This window comes from Achromobacter ruhlandii (assembly GCF_002082135.1).
Classification (GTDB): domain Bacteria; phylum Pseudomonadota; class Gammaproteobacteria; order Burkholderiales; family Burkholderiaceae_B; genus Achromobacter; species Achromobacter ruhlandii.
This window is the reverse complement of record NZ_CP017433.1, coordinates 1,021,460-1,038,283: the sequence shown is the minus strand read 5'-3', so window position 1 is coordinate 1,038,283 and position 16,824 is coordinate 1,021,460. Positions and strand designations below refer to the sequence as shown.

15 protein-coding genes are annotated in these 16,824 nt (G+C 66.5%); 3 read left to right on the top strand and 12 right to left on the bottom strand.

All coding sequences use genetic code 11. The features are described 5' to 3' along the window. Window positions 1–43 precede the first annotated feature (43 nt). The 9 genes from AruCF_RS04715 to AruCF_RS04675 form a co-directional block, all read right to left on the bottom strand. Entirely contained in the window at window positions 44–1,441 is a 1,398-nt protein-coding gene (locus AruCF_RS04715) for a 4Fe-4S binding protein (RefSeq protein ID WP_049077546.1), read from the bottom strand. A gap of 48 nt (window positions 1,442–1,489) precedes the next feature. After that, window positions 1,490–2,335 (bottom strand): FTR1 family iron permease, encoded by an 846-nt coding sequence (locus tag AruCF_RS04710; protein ID WP_049072293.1) that lies wholly within the window; start codon window positions 2,333–2,335, stop codon window positions 1,490–1,492. 13 nt (window positions 2,336–2,348) lie between these two features. After that, window positions 2,349–2,699: a cupredoxin domain-containing protein gene (locus AruCF_RS04705; RefSeq protein WP_049072292.1), complete on the bottom strand. Its 351-nt coding sequence runs from the start codon at window positions 2,697–2,699 to the stop codon at window positions 2,349–2,351. A gap of 11 nt (window positions 2,700–2,710) precedes the next feature. Continuing rightward, window positions 2,711–3,247, bottom strand: a complete 537-nt coding sequence (locus AruCF_RS04700) for an iron transporter (RefSeq protein ID WP_006389401.1) — start codon at window positions 3,245–3,247, stop codon at window positions 2,711–2,713. Between the two features lie 213 nt (window positions 3,248–3,460). Next, a complete protein-coding gene (gene phaR, locus AruCF_RS04695; protein ID WP_049072291.1) occupies window positions 3,461–4,030 on the bottom strand; it encodes a polyhydroxyalkanoate synthesis repressor PhaR in 570 nt (189 codons plus the stop codon). A gap of 120 nt (window positions 4,031–4,150) precedes the next feature. Beyond that, window positions 4,151–4,888, bottom strand: coding sequence for a 3-ketoacyl-ACP reductase (locus AruCF_RS04690; protein WP_006389399.1), 738 nt, complete (start codon window positions 4,886–4,888; stop codon window positions 4,151–4,153). Between the two features lie 75 nt (window positions 4,889–4,963). Continuing rightward, window positions 4,964–6,601: a class I poly(R)-hydroxyalkanoic acid synthase gene (phaC, locus tag AruCF_RS04685; RefSeq protein WP_054416825.1), complete on the bottom strand. Its 1,638-nt coding sequence runs from the start codon at window positions 6,599–6,601 to the stop codon at window positions 4,964–4,966. A 112-nt stretch (window positions 6,602–6,713) separates the two neighbouring features. Beyond that, window positions 6,714–7,478: a peptidoglycan editing factor PgeF gene (gene pgeF, locus AruCF_RS04680; protein WP_049072289.1), complete on the bottom strand. Its 765-nt coding sequence runs from the start codon at window positions 7,476–7,478 to the stop codon at window positions 6,714–6,716. Beyond that, on the bottom strand, window positions 7,466–8,500 hold the full coding sequence (locus tag AruCF_RS04675) for an RluA family pseudouridine synthase (protein WP_049072288.1): 1,035 nt from the start codon (window positions 8,498–8,500) through the stop codon (window positions 7,466–7,468). The genes pgeF and AruCF_RS04675 overlap by 13 nt, the downstream gene beginning before the upstream one ends. 107 nt (window positions 8,501–8,607) lie before the next feature. On the opposite strand from AruCF_RS04675, the gene AruCF_RS04670 reads away from it, so the two are divergent. Continuing rightward, the gene (locus AruCF_RS04670) at window positions 8,608–9,396 is read left to right on the top strand and encodes an outer membrane protein assembly factor BamD (RefSeq protein WP_049072287.1); all 789 of its coding nucleotides are present in this window, start codon (window positions 8,608–8,610) and stop codon (window positions 9,394–9,396) included. A gap of 86 nt (window positions 9,397–9,482) precedes the next feature. Here the strand turns inward: AruCF_RS04670 and yoaA are convergent, their stop codons facing one another. Next, window positions 9,483–11,564: a DNA repair helicase YoaA gene (gene yoaA, locus AruCF_RS04665; protein ID WP_049072286.1), complete on the bottom strand. Its 2,082-nt coding sequence runs from the start codon at window positions 11,562–11,564 to the stop codon at window positions 9,483–9,485. A 227-nt stretch (window positions 11,565–11,791) separates the two neighbouring features. On the opposite strand from yoaA, the gene tex reads away from it, so the two are divergent. Next, complete coding sequence (gene tex / locus AruCF_RS04660; RefSeq protein WP_049072285.1) at window positions 11,792–14,173, top strand: RNA-binding transcriptional accessory protein Tex; 2,382 nt, start codon at window positions 11,792–11,794, stop codon at window positions 14,171–14,173. A 311-nt stretch (window positions 14,174–14,484) separates the two neighbouring features. Beyond that, window positions 14,485–14,988 (top strand): hypothetical protein, encoded by a 504-nt coding sequence (locus AruCF_RS04655; RefSeq protein ID WP_049072283.1) that lies wholly within the window; start codon window positions 14,485–14,487, stop codon window positions 14,986–14,988. Window positions 14,989–15,063: 75 nt separating this feature from the next. On the opposite strand, the gene AruCF_RS04650 is transcribed toward AruCF_RS04655, so the two are convergent. Together AruCF_RS04650 and AruCF_RS29420 are read right to left on the bottom strand one after the other, a co-directional pair. Further along, window positions 15,064–16,416, bottom strand: coding sequence for a tryptophan--tRNA ligase (locus tag AruCF_RS04650; protein ID WP_049072282.1), 1,353 nt, complete (start codon window positions 16,414–16,416; stop codon window positions 15,064–15,066). Window positions 16,417–16,554: 138 nt separating this feature from the next. Beyond that, window positions 16,555–16,824: DUF3325 domain-containing protein (locus AruCF_RS29420; protein WP_083036557.1), on the bottom strand; the 270-nt coding region annotated here is incomplete at its 5' end.

Sequence of the window (16,824 nt, the reverse complement as noted above, 5' to 3'; positions counted from 1 at the left end):
CGGCGCGCTTGTTTTCGCCTGCGATCTTGTTATCTCGCGGGCGTTACCAGATGGCGAAGAACAGCACCCAGGACCAACAGAAAGGCACCAGGCCGGCCGCCAGCACCAGCCATGCGGTGGTCTTCCTGACCATGCCGACCGGACGCTGGTTCAACAGGCGCGCGAACAGGCGCAGGGTCCACAGCACCGCCAGCGTCAGCAGCGTGAAACGCACTGGCGTGGCCCACGCGGCGCGCACGCCTTCGTGCTTGAGCAGGTTGATGGTGGTAGCGGACAGGCCCAGGAATACGCCGATGCCGGCCGAAGGAATCAGCCCCTGGGCCAGCTTGTGCAGGCCCGGACGGAACCAACCGCCCGCAGGCTGCCCGTCCACCGGGGCCGCCGGCGCCAGCCGGTCGGCGATCCACAAGGACAGGAAAGTGGCGCCGCCCACGCACACGGTGGCGCCGACCACGAACATCAGGATGCCCGCGCCATCCAGCCACGAGAAGCTGTCGTTCACTTCCGGATAATGCGTCAGGATGAACCACGGCGCATTGTCCAGCAGCGGCCACATGATGTCGTGCTCGACCAGCCAGGTCGCCGCCCATTGCTTGGCGGTCACGTACCACGGACTGGCGCTCCACAGGAAGGCCCCCATGGCGATGCCCATCAGGCCGAAGCACAGCAGCACGGTCTGCCAGGGTTCGCCGTCGGTGACGCTGACGACTTCTTCCTCGGGCGAGCGCGGCGTCAAGGCAATGGCACCGCGATAGCCGCTGCAACGGCCGCATACGTGACAGTCGCCGGCGCCCTTCATGTGTCGCAAGGGCACCAGCGGCGCACAGTTGATGGGTTCGATGCGGATGACCGGGTGACGCCACTTTTCCTCGTCCACCTTGAAGTGCCAGGGCGCCAGCTTGGCCAGCAGGTTGAACACGCCATTGACCGGACACAGGTACTTGCACCAGACCCGCTTGCTGCGGCCGTAGCGCCAGCCGACGATCATGGCCGCCACCGTGGAGCCGCCCAGCACGGCGAGCACCGCCAACGGATACTGGTACACGCTGACCAATTGGCCATAGATGGTGGTCAGCGCGAAGGCCACGAAGGGCCAGCCGCCCCAGCGCATCCATTTGGGAATGGCATGCCCCTGGCCGCGTTCGCTGGCCCACTCGGTGAGCATGCCCTCCGGACAGAACCAACCGCACCATGCCCGTCCCAGAATGGGCATGGAGACCAGCACGAACGGCCACCACACGCCCCAGAACGCGAACTGCGCCACGATGGTCAGGTTGTTGAATACCGAGGCCGAATTGTCCGGCAGCGGCATGATGGCCGGCACGATCAGGAGGAAAGCGTATATCGCAACAATGCCCCACTGCAGCTTGCGCAACAGCGGGGCATGGTCTCGGAGAAAGTCGGCGATACGGGAAGTTGCCCTCCCGAGTGCAGCTGCCATGGTCAAACCTTCATTAATTCAATCCGATGAATGCGTCGGTTTTCGCGATCAGGACGTGGCGCGCGCCGCCGCCGGAGCGGGCTTGCCGCCCACCCAGCGCAGCATTGCCCACACCACGATCCAGTAAGCAACCCACAACAGTACCGAGATCAGGGCCGGCAGGGCGCGGTAGCCAGCGAAATCAGCCAGAATCTTGCCCACGCCCGTGCTGTCGCTCAGCAGCCACGAGCTGTCCCAGACCGGATCGATGATGGTCGGCAGCACGTCCAGCGAGATCAGGTGATCCAGCCCGCCCACCAGCAGCGAACCGGCCAGCAGCAGCAGCAGGATTTCGGTGACGCGGAAAAAACGGCGCCAGGTGATGAGCTTGCCGCCCAGCTGCAGCAGCCAGAAGGTCAGCAGGGCCACCACGAAACCCGCCACGCCGGCCAGCGCCAGCATCAGCATGTTGCTGCCGCCTTCGCCCGCCGCCACGGTGCCGTACAGGAACACCACGGTTTCGCTGCCTTCGCGGGCCACCGCGATGGCCACCAGCAAGAACAGGCCCCACCAGTTGTCGTTGGCCACCGACGAGCGGGCGCCGCTTTCAAGCTCGCCCTTGAGCGTGCGGCCGTGCTTTTTCATCCACACGACCATCTGCACCACCAGCGCGCACGCCGCCAGCGACATGATGGCCTGGAACCATTCCTGGCCCTCGTCGCTGAGCCAGGTGGACACGCCCAGCAGCACCAGCGCCAGCGCGATCGCCAGCGCCAGGCCGGCGCCCACCCCGCCCCACAGATACTTCAGTCCGCGTTTGCCTTCCGGCGTCGAGCGCAGCCAGGTGTACAGAATGCCCACCACCAGCATGGCTTCGACGCTTTCGCGCCAGACGATGAAAAGAACCTGTTCCATGAAATGCGGCTGCCTATTCCTTGGGCTTGACGATCAGCGTGCCTTTCACCGATTGGTGAAAGTCATCGAAGAAGGGATACTCGCCCGGACGCGAGATGGTGATGACCACGAACGACTTGACCCCGGGGCCCAGGACTTTTTCCTTGCGCAGCGGAATGCTTTCGAATTCGACCGGCTCGTTGCTTTCGTTGATCAGTTCGATCTTGAAGCGGCCGGCCGGGACTTCCAGCGTGGCCGGTTCAAACGTGCCATTGGGCTTGAACGTCAGCGTGAACGTGGGCAGTTCGTCCGCCTGCGCGGGCGCGCCGGCCATGCCCGCCAGGCCGATCAGCAGCGCGACGCAGAGGCGGCGCAGGGGACGCATGCTATGCACGATCAGTAGCCGCCCTTCTTGCCGGTGCCGGCATAGACGAATTCATATTCGAGGTCGAACGGCTGGAACCAGTCGCCCACGCCGGTTTCCTTGTCGATGTGACGACCGAAGTGGCTCATCTTGTCGGCGGTCGGCGGCAGGATGGTGTACTTCAGCTTGTACTTGCCCGGGCCTTCGAGCTTGATGTTCTCGCCATAATGCGGGCCATCATTGGCGACCATGGGCATGAAGGTGCCCTTCTGCACGTTCTGGCTGCCGACCTTCTGGATTTCGTATTTGACGACCAGGTAGGGCATCCACTCGCCTTCGGGAAAACCGGTGGGATTGCCGGCCGTGGCGTGGATGTCGGCTTCGAGGTGGATGTCGGAATCCTTGGCGGGACGCATCATGCCCGGCGGGTCCATTTCGATCGGCTGCAGGTAGACCGCGCCGATCTCCATGCCGCCCTTTTCCACCGGCTTGCCGATGGGGTATTCAGCCGCTTGGGCGGCGGACACGCTCAAAGCGACAATGGCCAGGGCCAAGGCTTTCTTCATCATTGGGTATCCTCGAAGCTCGATTGAAACGACGGATTCTAAAAACATAAACAAGAACCGTTTGCATTAATGTAACGAAAAAATCTGACATCTCCCTGAATCAGATCAGTCTGAAATTCTCTGGTTTTTGCGTCCCATCAAGCCAAACAAAAGCCGGCGGGCAATGCCACGCCGGCTGACAAGGGTCGGACCCGCGGCAATGCCGCACTCCCCTTTTTACGACTTGCGTCCGCCGCCTTGCACGCCCCCGGGGTTGAAGGGGAAGTTCGAGAACATGGCGCGCGTCTGGTCCTGCATCTGGTCCTGCATCTGCACGAACAGGTTTTTGCTCTGGTCGATGTAGTTGTTCATCATGTTCTGCAGCATCGGCGTCTGCACGTTCATGAATTGGGCCCAGGCTTCGGGACCGAACTGGCTGCCATACAGGCCCTTGGACTGCTCGGCCATGCGCTGCTGGATCTCCATGAAGGCCTGGATGTTCTTTTCCAGGTACGAGCCCATGATGCCCTGCATCGCGTGGCCGTAAAAACGGATGATCTGCGACAGCATGTTCGACGAAAACATGGGCATGCCGCCGCTTTCTTCTTCAAGAATGATCTGCAGCAGGATGCTGCGCGTGAGGTCTTCGGCGCTCTTGGCGTCGACCACCTGGAATTCTTCGTTGGCCAGAACCAGTTGCTTGACATCCGCCAGGGTGATGTAGGTGCTGGTCCGGGTGTCGTACAGACGACGGTTGGGGTACTTTTTAATCAGGCGCAGGCTGGCGCCGGTTTGTGCTTGCGTCATGGTTGTCCCCGGATCGGGCGATCTCTAAGACTTCGAATAGGGTGAAGTGTAATGCCGCGGCGCCGTCTCCCCGAGGCACCGCGGCGCGGATGGGCCGCCCGCCGGGCGGCCCGCGAGGCGTCAGCCCATGTGCAGGCCGCCGTTGAGCGAGAAATCCGCCCCGGTGGAAAAGCCGGATTCATCCGAAGCCAGCCACGCCGTCATCGACGCGATTTCCTCGGGCGTGCCCAGGCGGCGCACCGGGATGGTGGCGACGATCTTTTCCAGCACGTCCGGACGGATGGCGCGCACCATGTCGGTCCCGATGTAGCCGGGCGAGATGGTGTTGACGGTGACGCCCTTGCTGGCGACTTCCTGCGCCAGCGCCATGGTGAAGCCGTGGATGCCGGCCTTGGCGGTGGAGTAGTTGGTCTGGCCGAACTGGCCCTTCTGCCCGTTCACCGAGCTGATGTTGATGATGCGCCCCCACTGGCGCTCGACCATGCCGTCGATGACCTGCTTGGTCACGTTGAACAGGCTGTTCAGGTTAGTGTCGATGACCGCGCGCCAATCGTCGGCGGTCATCTTGCGGAACAGCCCGTCGCGGGTGATGCCCGCGTTGTTGACCAGCACGTCGACCGGGCCGAGTTCCGCCGTGACGCGCTCGAACGCGGCCACGGTGGAATCCCAGTCGGACACATTGCCGACGGAAGCATGGAAGGTATATCCCTGCGCCGCCTGCTCATCCAGCCATTGCTGGTAATTGCGGCTCGGGCCGCAGCCTGCCACGACGCGAAAGCCTTCCTTGGCCAGGCGTTGGCAAATAGAGGTGCCGATCCCGCCCATCCCGCCTGTAACGTAAGCCAGTTTTCCGCTCATTGGACTTCCTCCTGTGTGCGACGGACGCCTCGTTGATTGACTTCTTATTGGCCTGGGCCCACCGCGTGCGCGGCTTCAGGCAGCCCTGACCTTCACATACCTGCCCGGCGCCGGCTCTATCGGCCGATACCGGGCGTTACCTGATTTTGCACGCGCCTTGACCTGCTTGCCGGAATGCCCCGCCAGCCAGGCGGCCCAATCGGGCCACCAGCTGCCCGGTATTTCCTGCGCCTGCGCCAGCCAGGCGTTGGGGTCGCCCGGCAGCGGCTGGCCGGCGCCGCCCAGATTGTCCGCCACCCAGTAGCTGCGGCGCTTCTTGGCGGGCGGATTCACCACGCCGGCGATATGACCCGAGGCGCCCAGCACGAAGCGCTGCGGACCGCGCAGCACCTGGGTGGAAGCATAGGCCGACACCCACGGCACGATATGGTCTTCGCGTGAACCGAAAATATACGCCGGCATCGACAGGCGCGTCAGGTCCAGCGGCAGGCCGGCGGCCTGGGCGCGGCCGGGCACCTTCAGGTTGTTTTCGAGATACGTGTTGCGGAAGTACCAGGAAAAGAACGGGCCCGGCAGATTGGTGCTGTCGCCGTTCCAGAACAGCAGATCGAAGGCTGGCGGCTTCTGGCCTTTCAGGTAGTTGCCGACGACGTAGTTCCAGACCAGTTCATTAGGCCGCAGGAACGAGAAAGTGGTGGCAAGGTCGCGTCCGGGCATCAGGCCGCCGTTGCCCAGCTGATGGTCGCGCAGCAGCGCGTGGGCCTCGTCGACGAAGACGTTGAGGATGCCGGTATCGTGGAAATCGAGCAGCGAGGTCAGCAGCGTCAGCGCCGCCACCGGATGCTCGCCGCGCGCTTCGGCCAGCGCCAGCGCCGAGGCCAGCATGGTGCCGCCGACACAGAAGCCGAGCGCGTTGACCTGCGGCTGGCCGGAGATGTCGCTGGCCACGCGCAGGGCCTGCAGCACCGCATCGTCGAGATAGTCGGACCAGGTCGCGCGATCGATGCCGTCGGTATCACTGGCCAGCGGGTTGCGCCAGGAGATCAGGAACACCGTGAAGCCCTGCTCGACCGCGTGGCGCACGAACGAGTTGTCGGGTTGCAGGTCGAGGATATAGAACTTGTTGATGTTCGGCGGCACGATCACCAGCGGCCGCTCGTGCACCGTGGCCGTGGCGGGCTTGTACTGGATCAGCTGGAACAGCGCATTTTCGAACACCACGTCGCCGGGCGTCACCGCCACGTTGCGGCCGATCTCGAACTGGGTCTCGTCGGTCTGGGTGATGCGGCCTTTCTTGACGTCGCCCAGCAGATTGGCCAGCCCTTCGTTCAGGGCGCGGCCGGCGCTTTCGACGATGGATTGTTGGGCATCGGGGTTGAGCGCCAGGAAGTTCGACGGCGACAGCGCGTCGACCCATTGCATGATCGAGAACCGCAGGCGGTCGCGCATCGGCTCGCTGACCTGCGCCGCGTCGACCATGCGCGACATGGCGCGGGCCGACAGCAGGTAGGTGTGCGCCATCAGCAGATGCTGCCCATTGGCGGCCCAGGCCGCGCCGGCGAAGCGGCGGTCGGCCGGCGGGGCCAGCGCGCCACGGCGGGCGTCGTCGCACAGCCGTTGCCATTCGCGCGAGAATTCAGCCTGGATATCGGCCAGGACGTCCGGAGCCACGCTCACCGGATGGGGCCCTGAAGCGGAGAGATTGGCATTCACTTCGACACCTTGTTATCGAGACTTCCCGATTGATGTTGCATGTCGGGTTAAGGGCTGTCAATGCGGGTATTCAATGAGGGGCGCAAGGCATTTGCGGCCGCCTTGCGCGGGATCAAGCCGGATCCAGCCAGGCCAGCAATGCCATCCGCCCGGTTTCACCGTCGCGGCGGTAGGAAAAGAAGCGCGCCGCGTCGGTGACCGTGCACAGGCGACTCAGGGTGACCTCCTCCACCCCGGCGCGGCGCAGGCGGAATTCGGCCAGGCCGGCCAGGTCGGCCAGCCATTTGCCGGGCACGCCGGGCCGCGGCCGGAAATAGCGTTCGGCGGCGGGATCGTCGGCCAGGAAGGCGTCCAGCACGTCGCGCCCGACCTCGAAGGCGTCCGGCCCGATGCCGGGACCGACCCAGGCGCGCCAGGCGGTGGCCTGCGGCGCCTTGGCGCGCATCGCCGCCAGGGTGTGTTCCAGCACGCCGCCGGACAGGCCGCGCCAGCCGGCGTGCGCGGCGCCCAGGACCCGGCCGTCGGCGTCGGCAATGACCACCGGCAGGCAGTCGGCCACCATCACCGCCAGCACCCGACCGGGACGCGCGGTGACACTGGCGTCCAGCGCGGGCTCGTCCGGCAGGTCGGCGGCATCGGCGTCGACCACCTCGCTGCCGTGCACCTGGCGCAGCCACAGCGGTTCGGCCGGCAGCGCCGCGCGCAGGCGGCGGCGGTTCTCTGCCACGGCGTCGGGATCATCGCCGGCGCGGCGGCCGAGATTCAGCGTGTCGTGCGGGGCCACGCCCACGCCACCGGCGCGGGTGGTGCAGAAATAGTTGACGCCCGGCCACGCGGGACCGGTCACCACGGGCAAGCCTTGCGTCACGCGTTCCATGCGATCGCTTCCTGGACCAGGGTCATGTCGGCCGGCACCGGCGCGGCGAACTGGACCTCGCCACGCCCGCCCGGATCGTCGAAATGCAGGGCGCGGGCGTGCAGCATCTGCCGCTGCGCGCCCGCGATGTTCTTGCCGCCATAGAGGGTGTCGGCCAGCAGCGGGTGCCCCAGGCTGGCCAGGTGCACCCGGATCTGGTGGGTGCGGCCGGTTTCCAGGCGACAGACCACCTCGCTGACGCGGCCGCCGGGGTCGACCTGGCCGCGCCGCGCGGGAGCGTAGTGGGTGACGGCCGGCTTGGGCGCCACGGGACGCTCGACGCTCATGCGCACCGGCACGCGCGGATCGCGGCCGATGGCGCGGTCGACCCGACCGGCGGCGGGCAGCCAGCCGTGCGCCAGCGCCACGTATTCGCGGCCCATGCTGCGGGCCTGCAACTGGCGCACCAGGTGGGTCTGCGCGATTTCGTTGCGGGCCACCACCATCAGGCCGGAGGTGTCCTTGTCCAGCCGGTGAACGATGCCGGCGCGCGCCACCTGGGCCAATTCCGGGTAGCGGTGCAACAGGCCGTTGAGCAGCGTGCCGCTCCAGTTGCCGGCGCCCGGATGCACCACCAGGCCGGCGGGTTTGTTCACCACGATCCAGTCGGGGCTTTCGTCCACCACCGGAAAGTCGATGGGTTCGGGCGCGAATGCCAGGGATTCCGGCGCGGGCTGGGGCCAGACGGCGATCTCGTCGCCCGGGCCGACCGTCTGGCGCACCTTGCCGGGCGCGCCGTTGACATGGACGTTGCCGGCTTCGATCCAGCCCTGCAGACGGCTGCGGGAGTGGTCTGGCAATAGCCCGGCCAGCACCTTGTCGAGCCGGTCGGCCCGGGTGCCCGCGGGCACCGTTACAAGTTGCGCGTTTTCAAGCGACCCGCCGCGCGATTTTCCACCTGGGTTTTCGCCGGAATCACCATCGGAAAGGTCCAGGAGTTCATCGTCGGAAACGAGATCTGCGCTGAAGGCTGTAGCGGACATGGAGACAAATCATATAATCAGCCTGCCATGCTACCACCAAGGATACGATTCTCGTGATTCACCACCCCGCAGCTCCCACGAACCCCGCCTCCCGAAGCGGGTCGGTCTTGCGCGTGGTTATCGCGCTATTTGCCGTCATCGCGATCGCCGGTTGCGGTTCGACCAACAGCAAATACGACAAGACCGCCAACTGGAGCGCCGAACAGCTCTACGCCGACGCCAAGGCCGAAATCTCCTCGGGGGGCTGGAAGGAAGCCCGCGAGCGCCTGACCGCCATCGAAAGCCGCTATCCGTTCGGCGTCTACGCCCAGCAAGCCCTGCTCGAACTGGCCTACGTCAACTGGAAGGACGGCGAAAACGAACAGGCGCTGGCCGCGATCGACCGCTTCCAGCAGCTCTATCCCAACCATCCGGGAACCGACTACGCGCTGTACCTGAAGGGCCTGATCAATTTCACGCCGGCCAGCGCCTTCATGAGCAGCATCACCGGCCAGGATCCCGCCGAGCGCGATCCCAAGGGCCTGCGCGCGTCGTACGACGCCTTCAACGAGCTGATCAAGCGCTACCCGGACAGCAAATACACCCCGGACGCCGAAAAGCGCGTGGCCTGGCTGGTCAACACCATCGCCATGAACGAAGTGCACGTGGCCCGCTACTACTTCGAGCGCGGCGCCTACGTGGCCGCGGCCAACCGGGCGCAGACGGTCATCACCGACTTCGAAGGCGCGCCCGCCACCGAGGAAGCGCTGTACCTGATGGTCGCCTCGTACGACAAGCTCGGCATGACCGAGCTGAAGAACGACTCGGAACGCGTGCTCGACAAGAACTTCCCCAACAGCACGTTCAAGAACAAGGGCCTGAAGGCCGACAAGAGCTGGTGGAATCCGTTCAACTGACCTGACCGGCCACCGCATGGGAAAAAGCCCCTCGAGCAATCGAGGGGCTTTTTGTTGGCTGGCGGTCGTGGTGGCGACTGGCGGGGCTATGCCTGCTTGCGACGGTAGAACGCCAGCACTTCCTCCAGTTCGCGCGTGCGCGCGAACGGCGGCAGGCCGCGCCACAGGCGCTTGCCGTAGGGCTTTTCGACCAGGCGCGCATCGCCCACCATCAGCACGCCCCAGTCCGATTCCGTGCGGATCAGGCGGCCGGCGCCCTGCTTGAGCGAAATGGCGGCCTCGGGCAGCTGGTATTCCGAGAACGGATTGCCGCCCTGGGCGCGACAGGCCCGCAGGCGAGCCTCGATCACCGGATCGTCCGGCGGCGCGAACGGCAGCTTGTCGATCGCCACCAGCGTCAGCACGTCGCCGGGCAGGTCGATGCCCTCCCAGAAACTGGCGCTGCCCACCAGCACCGGATGGGTCAACTTGCAGAAGCGGTCCAGCAGGTCGCGGCGCGTGCCTTCGCCCTGCTTGAGCAGCGGCCAGTCGTGGCCGGCGTCATCGAACGCGTCGGCCAGCAGGTTGGCGACCTTGTCCACGGCGCGCAGCGTCGTGCACAGCACCAGCGTGCCGCCCGGACTGGCCTCCAGCAGCGGCAGCAGCGTCTGCACGAAGCGGTCCAGGAACTGCGGCGATTGCGGTTCGGGCATGCCGCGCGGCACGAACAGCAGCGCCTGTTCGGGATAATCGAACGGCGACTCCCACTTGCCGGTGCGGGCCTGATCCAGGCCCAACTGGCCGGTGAAGTGGGTGAATTCGCCATTCACCGACAGGGTGGCCGAGGTCATGATCCAGGCCTGGCCCGGCTTGCGGTACTTGGAGAAGGCCTGCGCCACCGACAGCGGCGCGGAGTGCAGGCGCACGTGGTGCTGGCCGTGTTCGACCCAACGCACGGCCGGGCCGGTCCATTCGCCCGCCGCCGCCGCGCCTTCAAGGATCGCGACCGGCGTCGACAGGCCATCGCCCAGCGCCGCGGGCAGCCCGGGCGCCTGGTCGTCGCGGCCCCAGCCTTCATCGTCTACGCCCGATGCATCGCGCGCCGGCGTGGCCCAGCGCTTCAGGCGCACGGCGATTTCGGCGCCGCTGCGCGCGGCGGCCACCAGGTCGGGATGGCGTTCGGCCACCGAGCCTAGCGCGTTGGTGGCGACGTCGATCGCTTCGCGCAGCACCGCCAGCGCGGCATCGAATTCCTCGGGATTGGGAATGGCCTCGAAGGTGGCCTTGCGGCCCGGCATGCGGTCCAGCGGCGCACAGACCAGGCGCAATTCGCGCGCCGCCGTTTCCAGGTGACGCGCCACGTCGCTCCATTTGGTCGCTTCGCGCGCATAGGCCAGGCCGGCGGCCTCCAGCGCCCGGCCGAAGTCCAGCAATTGGTGGGTCGACACGCTGCTGCCCAGGAAGCGGGTGGCGGTGTCGGGCAACTGATGGGCTTCGTCGAAGATGACGGTGTCGGCCTCGGGCAGCAGGTCGGTGACGCCCTCTTCGCGCAGCACCAGGTCGGCCATGAACAGGGCGTGGTTGACCACCACCACGTCGGCCTCCTGGGCCTGGCGGCGGGCCTTGACCACGAAGCAGTCGCGAATGCGCGGGCATTCCTGGCCCAGGCAGTTTTCGCGGGTCGAGGTGACGCGCTGCCAGATGTCGGCGTCTTCGGGCACCTGCGCCAGATCGCCACGGTCGCCGGTCTTGGAAATGCCGGCGAACACCTGGATCTGGCGCAACTGCTGGATCTCGGTGCGCGACTTCAAGGCGCGTTCGTCGCCCTGCAGGCGTTCCAGGTGGTAATGGCAGACGTAGTTGCCGCGGCCCTTGAGCAAGGCGGCCGTCACCGGCGCGGCCAGCGCCGCCCGCACGCGCGGCAGGTCGCGCGTGAACAACTGGTCCTGCAGGGTGCGGGTACCGGTGGAGATCAGCACCTTGCCGCCCTGGATGAAGGCGGGTACAAGATAGGCCCAGGTCTTGCCGATGCCGGTGCCGGCCTCGGCCACCAGCGTGGCGCGGTCCTGGATGGCCTGGCCGATGGCCTGGGCCAGTTCCACTTGGGAAGGGCGCGGCTTGTAGCCGGGCAAGGCCGACGCGAGCGGGCCGTCCTCGGCGAAGAATTCGGAGATGTCCAGGTCCAGCATGGAAACAGCCGGGCGTCGCGATCGACCGCGCGGGTCGACGGCGGGGGCGCCAGGCCCTGATAGGGTGGGAAAGGATCAAATGATACCCGCTGGCGCTGCCCTTTTACGGCGAACGCGTCGCAAACGGCACAGTCGATGGGGACGGATGCATCCTGGTTGGCACTTTTTGTAACAGCGGCTTATGGCACAATCCGCCCCTTGTTTTTCCTTTTTGCCGTCGTATCGAGATGTCTGAAACTTCCGTTATCACGAACGTCGCCGCCGGCGTCGACAATGCCCGTATCGTGGCCCAGCTCGCCACCGAGCTTGGCGCCCGCGCCTCCCAGATCGCCTCGGCGGTGGAACTGCTCGATGATGGCGCCACCGTGCCGTTCATTGCGCGCTACCGCAAGGAAGCCACCGGCGGCCTGGACGACACCGTCCTGCGCAACCTGGAAGTGCGCCTTGGCTACCTGCGCGAACTCGAAGAACGCCGCGGCGCGATCCTCGAATCGATCTCGCAGCAAGGCAAGCTGACGCCCGAACTGCAGCAGGAAATCGCCACCGCCGACACCAAGCAGCGCCTGGAAGACCTGTACGCGCCCTATAAACCCAAGCGCCGCACGCGCGCCCAGATCGCCCGCGAGGCGGGCCTGGAGCCGCTGGCCGACGCCATCCTGGCCGACGCCGCCTGCGACCCGGCCGCGCTGGCCGCGCAGTACCTGAATCCCGAAGCCTCGATCAACGACGCCAAGGCGGCGCTGGACGGCGCCCGCGACATCCTGGCCGAGCGCTACGCCGAGAACGCCGACCTGCTGGCCGACATGCGCGAGCACCTCTGGTCCACCGGCTATCTGTATTCCAAGATGGTCGACGGCAAGGAGACCGAAGGCGCCAACTTCCGCGACTGGTTCGACTTCAACGAACCGCTGCGCACGCTGCCGTCGCACCGCATCCTGGCGCTGCTGCGCGGCCGCCAGCAAGGCGTGCTGGAAATCCGCCTGGGCCTGGAAGCCGAACTGGAGGCGCAGACCCCGCACCCCTGCGTCGCGCGCATCGCCAGCTTCCTCAAGCTGGGCAACGGCCTGTTCGCGCTGGATGCCTCGCCGCGCTCGCGCTGGCTGGGCGAAGTGTGCCGCTGGACCTGGCGCGTCAAGCTGGTGACGGCCTTCGAGAGCGAACTGATCGGCCGCCTGCGCGAAACCGCCGAGGCCGAAGCCATCCGCGTGTTCGCCGCCAACCTGAAAGACCTGCTGCTGGCCGCGCCGGCCGGCCCCAAGGCCGTGCTCGGCCTGGACCCTGGCATCCGCACGGGCTGCAAGGTGGCCGTGATCGACCGCACCGGCAAGGTCGTCGACACCACCACCGTCTACCCGTTCGAGCCGCGCCGCGACCGCGACGGCACCATCAACACCCTGGCCGCGCTGGTCGCGCGCCACAAAGTCGACCTGATCGCCATCGGAAACGGCACCGCCTCGCGCGAAAGCGAGAAGCTGGTGGGCGACATGCAGGAACGCTTCCCCGACCTGAAGGTGACCCGCGTGGTGGTGTCCGAGGCCGGCGCGTCGGTGTATTCGGCCTCCGAGACCGCCGCGCAGGAATTCCCCGACCTCGACGTGACGCTGCGCGGCGCCGTGTCGATCGCGCGCCGCCTGCAGGATCCGCTGGCCGAGCTGGTCAAGATTGATCCCAAGGCCATCGGCGTCGGCCAGTACCAGCACGACGTCAACCAGCGCGAGCTGGCGCGTTCGCTGGACGCGGTGGTCGAGGACTGCGTGAACGCGGTCGGCGTGGACGTCAACACCGCCTCCGCCGCGCTGCTGGCGCGCGTGTCGGGCCTGAACTCGCTGCTGGCCAAGAACATCGTGGCCTGGCGCGACGAGAACGGCGCTTTCCCCACCCGCGAACAACTGCGCAAGGTGCCGCGCTTCGGCGACAAGGCTTTCGAGCAGGCCGCCGGCTTCCTGCGCATTCCCAACGGCGACAACCCGCTGGATGCCTCGTCGGTGCACCCCGAAGCCTATCCGGTGGTCGAGCGCATCGTGGCCAAGATCAAGGCCGAGGTGAAGCAGATCATCGGCCAGCGCGACGCGCTCAAGGGCGTGTCGCCGTCTGATTTCACGGACGAACGCTTCGGCCTGCCGACGGTGCGCGACATCTTCGCCGAACTGGAAAAGCCCGGCCGCGATCCGCGTCCCGAGTTCAAGACGGCGCAGTTCAAGGAAGGCGTCGAGACGCTCAACGACCTGTACCCCGGCATGGTGCTCGAAGGCGTGGTGACCAACGTCGCCAACTTCGGCGCGTTCGTCGACATCGGCGTGCACCAGGACGGCCTGGTCCACATTTCCGCGCTGGCCGAAAAATTCGTGAAGGATCCGCGCGACGTGGTGCGCGTGGGCCAGACCGTCAGCGTGAAGGTGCTGGAAGTGGATGTGGCGCGCAAGCGCGTGGCGCTGACCATGCGCATGAACGACGCCGCCGTGCCAGCCCGCCGCGGCGCCGACGCGCCCAAGGGCGGCGACCGCCCGGGCCGTCGTCCGCAGGGCGACAGCGGCCGCGGCAATGGCGGCGGCGGCGGTGGCGCGATGAACAGCGCCATGGCCGACGCCTTCGCCAAGCTCAAACGTTGAGCGCCGCCCTGGCCGCTTCCTCCGGAGCCGGCCAGGCGCCTCTTGCAAGTCCCCGACCGGCGCCTCAGGCGCCGGTTGTCATTCAACTAGGGACTTTCCCGCAATTGCCCGTTTTCCTTGCGATGCCGCAAGCCCGACGCAACAAAAATAAGGGAAAATATCGAATTGTGTCCAAATAATAAAAGCCGGCGAAGTCGGGCACGCACGGCGAAGGCAAACCCATGATCAGGCGAGCTGCGGCGCAAGCGTCTATCGGGTAGAAGCACTAGAAAAACAGCGCCATCCCCTGAGAGACCGGAGATCCGTCCGCCATGCGCAATACGATTACGCTTGCCGCCAACGAAACGGCAACCATTACCGAAAAAGAAGCCAGCCTGAGCGGCGCCTACAACGAAGTCACCCTGGGTCAATACGCTCACCTGACCGTGGATGGCGCCGAAGTCAACTTCAAGCACATCACTCTGGAACGCCTGGGCAGCCGCGTCATCGAACTGACCAACGGCGCGCAATTGCACGTCGGCGCGCTTGGCTTTGCCAGCATGGGCGCCAGCATCGTCTACCGTATCGGGGCCGGCTGCGCACTGACCTTCGACGCCAGCCAGTGGGATCCGGAAGTGGTCGCCAACACCACCTTCGATTTCGTCAGCCAGGGCAGCGGCGCGCTCAAGTACTTCCCGTTCATCAACCCCGAATGGCTGGATTGTCCGACCGTCACCGGTTATTCGGAAGGTGACCTGCTCGAGATCGCCGGCCAGGGCAGCGCCCAGCGCTTCCAGGTGCAGGACGGCCGCATCGTATCGAGCGCGCGTCGCTGAAAAAAGCATGCCCGGCACAGTGGCCGGGCGATTCCATCACGCAAGAGAGGCGGCGCGCGCGCCGCCCGCGTCGCGCTACTCCTGCGACATCGAGGCCAGCGCTTCGCTTGCCTTGGCCAACTGCGCCTGCGCGTCGCCCTGGGCGCCAGCGGGCGCCGTCGCCACGGCTACCCCATCGAGCACCGCCGCCACGCCCTGCGCGGTGGCCTGCAGCAGGGCCTCGGGCGCTTCCGATTGCAGGCGGCGCATCAGGGCCCCGGCTTGCTTGGGATCGGCAAAGCGCTGCGACAGCAGCAGTTCCTCGCCATCGGCCGCCAGCAGGCGGAAACGGAAACCGCCGTCTTCGTCGCGGAAGCTGACAAAGCGCGCGCCCTTGCCCTTTTCCTTCTTGGCCTGCGCCTGCTTGCCCGGCGCCTGCGCATTCAGATTGCGCAGGCCGACGGCCTCGCGCAGCTCGCGCATCATCGGCACGGCCAGCTTGCGCGCCTTGACGGCGCCAGCCTGCAGCACGTCTTCGATCCGGCCGGGGTTGGCCATCAGGTCGAAGTAGCGTTCACGCATCGGCGCCAGCAGGTTCTCCAGGTGGTCGTAGAGCGCCTGCTTGGCCTCGCCCCAGCCCAGGCCTTCCTCGAGCTGCTTGCGGAACGCCGCGGCCTGTTCATGCGTCGCGAAGGCGCGGTAGATGGTGTACAGGTGCGAGCCTTCGGCGTCCTTGGGCTCGCCCGGTTCGCGCGAATCGGTGACGATGCGCATGATCGAGGCGCGCAGCGCCTTGGCGCCGCCCTCGAACAGCGGGATGGTGTTGTTGTAGCTCTTGGACATCTTGCGGCCATCCAGGCCCGGCAAGGTGGCCACGTCCTCTTCGATGGCGACCTCGGGCAGCGTGAAGTAGTCGCGGCCGTACAGGTGATTGAAGCGCTGGGCGATGTCGCGCGCCATCTCCAGATGCTGGATCTGGTCGCGGCCCACCGGCACCTTGTTGGCGTTGAACATGACGATGTCCGCGGCCATCAGGATGGGGTACGAGAACAGGCCCATGGTCACGCCATCGTCCGGGTCCACGCCCTTGGCCGTATTCTGGTCGACCGAAGCCTTGTAGGCGTGCGCGCGGTTCATCAGGCCCTTGGCCGTGACGCAGGTCAGCAGCCAGCTCAATTCGGGGATCTCGGGGATATCCGACTGACGGTAGAAGGTCACGCGTTCGGGGTCCAGCCCCACCGCCAGCCAGGTGGCGGCGATTTCGAGGCGCGAGCGGGCCACTCGGGCCGGATCATCGCACTTGATCAGGGCGTGGTAGTCGGCCAGGAAGAAAAACGCGTCGACACCCGGTTGTGTGCTGGCCTGGACCGCCGGGCGGATCGCGCCAGCGTAGTTGCCGAGGTGAGGGGTTCCGGAGGTGGTGATGCCAGTGAGGACGCGGGTGTTCATGGACGATGAAGGCGTTTGCTTGGAGAAACGCCCAGTGTAACGTGCCGCGCGCGACACCCGGATGGCGCGGGCAGCGCCCGGGCCTGGCGCAAGCGCGCCCGGCCGGCCCGCGGCGCGGACGCCCTGCCCACGGTGCGCCTACAGCACGGCGAGCAGCGGCGCGGCCACCGCGCACAGCCCGCCGGCCGTCAGCGCGGCGCGGGGCCGGAAAGTCAGGAACCAGATCAGCAGCAGGCCGGCGATGCTGAGAATGCCGATCCATTCAACGGTGCCATAGCTCCAGCCCCAGACCGCGGCCGAGGCGCACAGAGAGAGGGCCAGCGCCAGCCAGCCGAAGGCCCGCAACGGCACCCGATGACGGCGTGGCAACGCGCGGTCGAACAGGTCTTCGTAGTGACGATCCATGCC